Genomic DNA, 4,705 nt, shown 5'->3' with positions numbered 1-4,705 from the left:
AATAAACTCATAAGGGAATAACCATTGTATCATCACTCACTTTGGATTAGCCTACCTTGAGTTAGTTCGCCAAAAACACTCTGAGTAGAGCAACTACTTATACTGATTGGTATCAGTCGTATATCCAAACCCCATAGCCAAGCATAGAGCGTGTTGCCCATTTTTTACCTCAGTCGCACTACGTGAGCCCCTCAGACTTTGCTTTCAGCACTTTTTCCAACCGAATGAATACTTCATGTAAATAGTGTTAGATCCCATAACTTAAAAACGACCCGTAGGTCGTTTCATTTCGTTTAGCGACTTGGCTGCATCTACACTGCTGCGTGGAGGTTTAGCTGATTCTGAAACGGCTCTGCCCAACGTAATAATTCAACGCGATTACGGGCATGGGTTTTTCTGAAAATCGATGAAATGTGCGCTTTGACAGTGTGCTCACTAATACACAGGCCTTCGGCAATCTCTTTATTACGTGCGCCACTTGATACCAGTTGAATGATTGTTTTCTCACGGCGGGTTAACTGTTGAAATGATTCTGAACCTTCGGTTGATAACTGCAAAGGTTTATCAATTTGGTTAACTAATTGACGGAAAACTCGGCTTATCAAAGTTCTGTCATACCAAAGCTCGTCTGCCAGTATTTTTCGTAAACCCGTAAGCTGCAAGTCCATCCGTTGATCTGAGAAAAGCAACCCTCTAACACCCAATAGCAGCGCAGACTCTTCATCTAACGAATCTTTTGTTACGTCATAAAGCGCCACAGGAACATGCTTAACCAATTGTGCAGCAACCAAAGGAATACCGTTACAATCGATCGCAGCACCCTGTTGAGAAATGAGGTAAAAACTGCGGCTACCACTAGGTTCCAACTGTTCAATATCTGAAATAACTCGCGTTTTCAGCCCAATTGACTCAGCAAGCATGGCTAGGTGACAAGGGGTTGGCACCAGGTGAAGGAATACTACCTCATCAATATCGTTCATCACTTCTCTCCCTGAAAAGTTTCGCTTAATCCATTCAATTCAAAACAGCCTAAACACAGTTTAAAGCGTAATATAGCTGTAAAGCTGACAATACCAGTCTACATAGAGTTGTTCTAGTAATAAAGTATGCTTAATGAAATTAACTTGGTAATAGCAGTACAATCATTAACTTTACTGCTGTTTATAGTGTTAATCACTAATTTTTACCCTTTAGCTTGCATGTTCATCTTCAATGCAATTAATTTATCTTGATAGCGGCTCAATAACACGATTGCAGATATCGCCCCAACTAATGCCATTGCCATATCCGATTGCGTATCCCAGACATACCCTTGAGTACCTAAAAATGCCTCAGCATCTTCACCTGTAAGCTCTGCTACCCACCACTCTATAAGCTCATAAAAAGCAGAAAAGGCTAAGGTAAAGCACACCGCCAAAAAGTTACACCACGCTCCCACTTTGACAACATTAAGACGAATAAACACCTCGCGTGCCAATAAGACAGGTACAAATCCTTGGGCTAAGTGGCCCACTTTGTCATAGTTATTACGGCTGCCCCCAGTCCATTCGGCTATCCAATCAAACAAAGGTACTTCGGCGTAAGTGTAATGACCGCCAACCATTAAGATCACACAGTGAATTAAAATTAAGACATAAGCTAAACTCGTAAGCGGAAAACTTTTACGAGTGAAAGCAAGTAAAGGTAATGCGATTAATGCAGGTAGAACCTCTAAAAACCAAGTGAACTGATCTTTAGGCTCAACAGCAGACCAAGCTAACACCACAAAAAAGATAACTAGCCATAAAACGCTTTTATTCAAAATATCTCCCCCATATAAGATATTGTTCTAAATTTAGAATAAACACTTTAGCCATCTAGCCCTCTACAGCGAGCAAAAAAAGTGCTACTTTGTTCAAACCCAGACTACCTGAAGCTCTAAAATTGTGTGGAAGTTTAACAAACTTTAGCCAAATCATTGATTACTGGTAATGGCTAACCCCTTACCAAAATCAAATACAAACTATGAAGTAGGTTAAAACCTCGCGATGAACGCCTTGCATTACTTAACTTCGCTGTTGCATTATCTCAGCAAGGAGCAGCAACTCCACGGTAATGCACTTCAGCAGAAAGTTAATGCTGGTGCTCGGCAAAAAGTATCTTCCGGTGGTTTAGGTATATCAATTGACAGTCTATACCGAAACCATGCTAACGCTTGAATTTAGTCGTCTCAACTGTGAAGCGCGGTATAAAAAATACAAATAAACCAAAAGGGTACATAAATCATGGCGAAACACTCGCTGGACAAGGATAAGATTAAAATCCTGCTGTTGGAAGGCGTCCACCAATCTGCGGTAGATGTATTCGAACGAGCTGGTTATACCAATATTGAGTACCATAAGGCTGCTTTGAGCGAAGAGGCACTACTCTCTTCGGTTAAGGATGCCCATTTTGTTGGTATTCGCTCCCGTACCCAACTGACTGAATCCGTATTAGCCCAAGCAGAGAAACTTGTCGGTATAGGTTGTTTCTGTATTGGCACCAATCAAGTGAGTCTAGCTGCCGCAGAAAAGCTAGGAGTTCCAGTTTTCAACGCTCCTTTTTCTAATACACGAAGTGTAGCTGAACTAGTGCTAGGCGAGATCATCATGTTACTGCGTGGGATCCCCCAGCGTAATGCGATGGCGCACCGTGGTGGCTGGCTCAAAAGTGCCGCCGGTAGTTATGAAGCCCGTGGAAAAACCCTTGGGGTGATTGGCTACGGCCATATTGGCACCCAGCTAGGTATTTTGGCCGAAACCTTAGGTATGCGCGTTATCTTTTTCGATATTGAAGATAAGCTGCCACTGGGTAATGCGCAACAGGTGCACTCCATGGAACAGTTATTGTCCCTAGCTGATGTAGTTAGTTTGCATGTACCTGAAACACCGCAAACAAAAGAGATGATAGCTCACGCTGAACTGGCTTGCATGCGCAAAGGTAGCATATTGATTAATGCTTCTCGCGGCACAGTGGTCGACATTGATGCCCTAGCAGCCTCGCTAAAAGAGCAGCATTTAGCAGGCGCTGCTATAGATGTATTCCCAGTTGAACCTAAGTCAAACAACGATGAGTTTATTAGCCCGCTACGTGGACTGGATAACGTGCTACTGACTCCACATGTTGGTGGTAGTACTGCTGAAGCCCAAGAGAATATCGGTATTGAGGTTGCTGGCAAGCTTGCTAAGTACTCAGATAATGGTTCAACGATGACTGCCGTTAACTTCCCTGAAGTGTCTTTAGCACAACATTCTGGAACCTCACGCTTGCTGCATATTCACCGTAATAGACCAGGTATTCTAATCCAGATTAACTTGGCATTTGCAGAGAAAGGCATCAACATCGCCGCACAATACCTGCAAACAACGGCAGAAATTGGCTATGTGGTGATGGAAGTTGATTCCGATAAAGCCGATGAAGCGCTAATCGAAATGCAAGCGATTGAAGGCACGATTAGAACTCGACTGCTGCACTAGCTAAGATAGAGAATATAGCTATAACCTTTAGGGCTGCTCAATTACGTTGAGCAACCCTAAATATATTTAACCGAATTAGTATAAACAAGATAGATGCAACTTTTCGCCGCCATTGATTAGCGGTACAATCATTGCTCTTCTGGTTAAACTCTTGGACTCGCTCATGACCTTGTCAACTTCTCAGCCAAACTGGCCTTTAAACGGACAGCAACCTGCCTTAATGGTTTCTCACCTGTCTCATCTTGGTTTAATGTCGGTAACCGGTGAACAGGGGCGTAGCTTTATTCATGGCCAAGTCACTACCGATATTAGCTCGCTCGAAGCAGAGCAATGGCGATGGGGCGCACACTGCGATCCTAAAGGAAAGATGTTAGCAACGTTTAGAACCTTTGCCAAAAACGACACCCTATTTATGATGATGCCAAAGCAGACCTTGGCATTAGATCTACCGCAACTACAAAAATATGCAGTGTTTAGTAAGGCTGAGCTTACAGATGTGAGTGAGCAATGGTTAATCCTAGGTGTTGCCGGCGAACAAGCTGCAAGCTGGTTAACGGCAAAGTTTGGTGAACTCAATGCAGAGCTAACGCTTATCGATAATGGCATGGTTCTACAAGATAATGGCCGTTTCATTGTAGCTGTAGAGCAAAGTAAAGTTGATACCACAAGCCTACTTGCCGATGTTAGCGTTTTTGATGCGACCGCTTGGCAAGCACTAGAGATCCTTGCTGGCTACCCTAACATTGGTGCAACCCATAGTGCGCAGTTCGTGCCACAGATGTGTAACTTACAAGCGATCGATGGTATCAGCTTCAATAAAGGGTGCTACATGGGGCAAGAGACCATTGCTAGGATGAAGTACCGAGGTGGCAATAAACGTGCCCTCTATATCGTCAGCGGCAATACCTCTGCAACATTGAACAACGAAAGCGTATTAGAGATTGCACTAGAAGAGGGAGCTGGCTTCCGTCGTGCTGGTACTATTATTGAAAGCGTACAGCGTGATCAACAAGTACTACTTACCGCAGTACTAGCCAATGACACCCCGCTAGACGCAAGCTTAAGAATTGCCGACGATGAAGCATCACAATTACGCATAATTGAGCTGCCATACTCTTTAGAAGACAGTGAGTAATATTATAAATAAATTAAAAATGGCGCTCATTGAGCGCCTTTTTTATGGATGGTATTCAGCTTATACCAATCAGTAT

Annotated in this window: 4 protein-coding genes; 2 read left to right on the top strand and 2 right to left on the bottom strand. The window is 43.3% G+C overall.

Going from position 1 to position 4,705, the window contains the following annotated elements; translation table 11 throughout:
* Positions 1–311 precede the first annotated feature (311 nt).
* Positions 312–980 carry a response regulator transcription factor gene (locus tag AB4238_RS17355; protein ID WP_372034569.1) on the bottom strand — a complete coding sequence of 223 codons (669 nt, stop codon included), beginning with the start codon at positions 978–980 and terminating at the stop codon, positions 312–314.
* 203 nt (positions 981–1,183) lie between these two features.
* Positions 1,184–1,801 (bottom strand): DUF2238 domain-containing protein, encoded by a 618-nt coding sequence (locus AB4238_RS17350; protein ID WP_372034568.1) that lies wholly within the window; start codon positions 1,799–1,801, stop codon positions 1,184–1,186.
* A gap of 463 nt (positions 1,802–2,264) precedes the next feature.
* Between AB4238_RS17350 and serA the strand changes: the two genes are divergently transcribed.
* Both serA and ygfZ read left to right on the top strand, forming a co-directional pair.
* Positions 2,265–3,494, top strand: a complete 1,230-nt coding sequence (serA, locus tag AB4238_RS17345) for a phosphoglycerate dehydrogenase (RefSeq protein ID WP_372034567.1) — start codon at positions 2,265–2,267, stop codon at positions 3,492–3,494.
* A gap of 163 nt (positions 3,495–3,657) precedes the next feature.
* A complete protein-coding gene (gene ygfZ / locus AB4238_RS17340; RefSeq protein WP_372034566.1) occupies positions 3,658–4,629 on the top strand; it encodes a tRNA-modifying protein YgfZ in 972 nt (323 codons plus the stop codon).
* Positions 4,630–4,705: the final 76 nt, after the last annotated feature.

Source organism: Shewanella sp. 10N.286.45.A1, from assembly GCF_041470405.1.
Lineage (GTDB): Bacteria > Pseudomonadota > Gammaproteobacteria > Enterobacterales > Shewanellaceae > Shewanella.
This window is presented reverse-complemented; position numbering and strand designations above follow the sequence as displayed.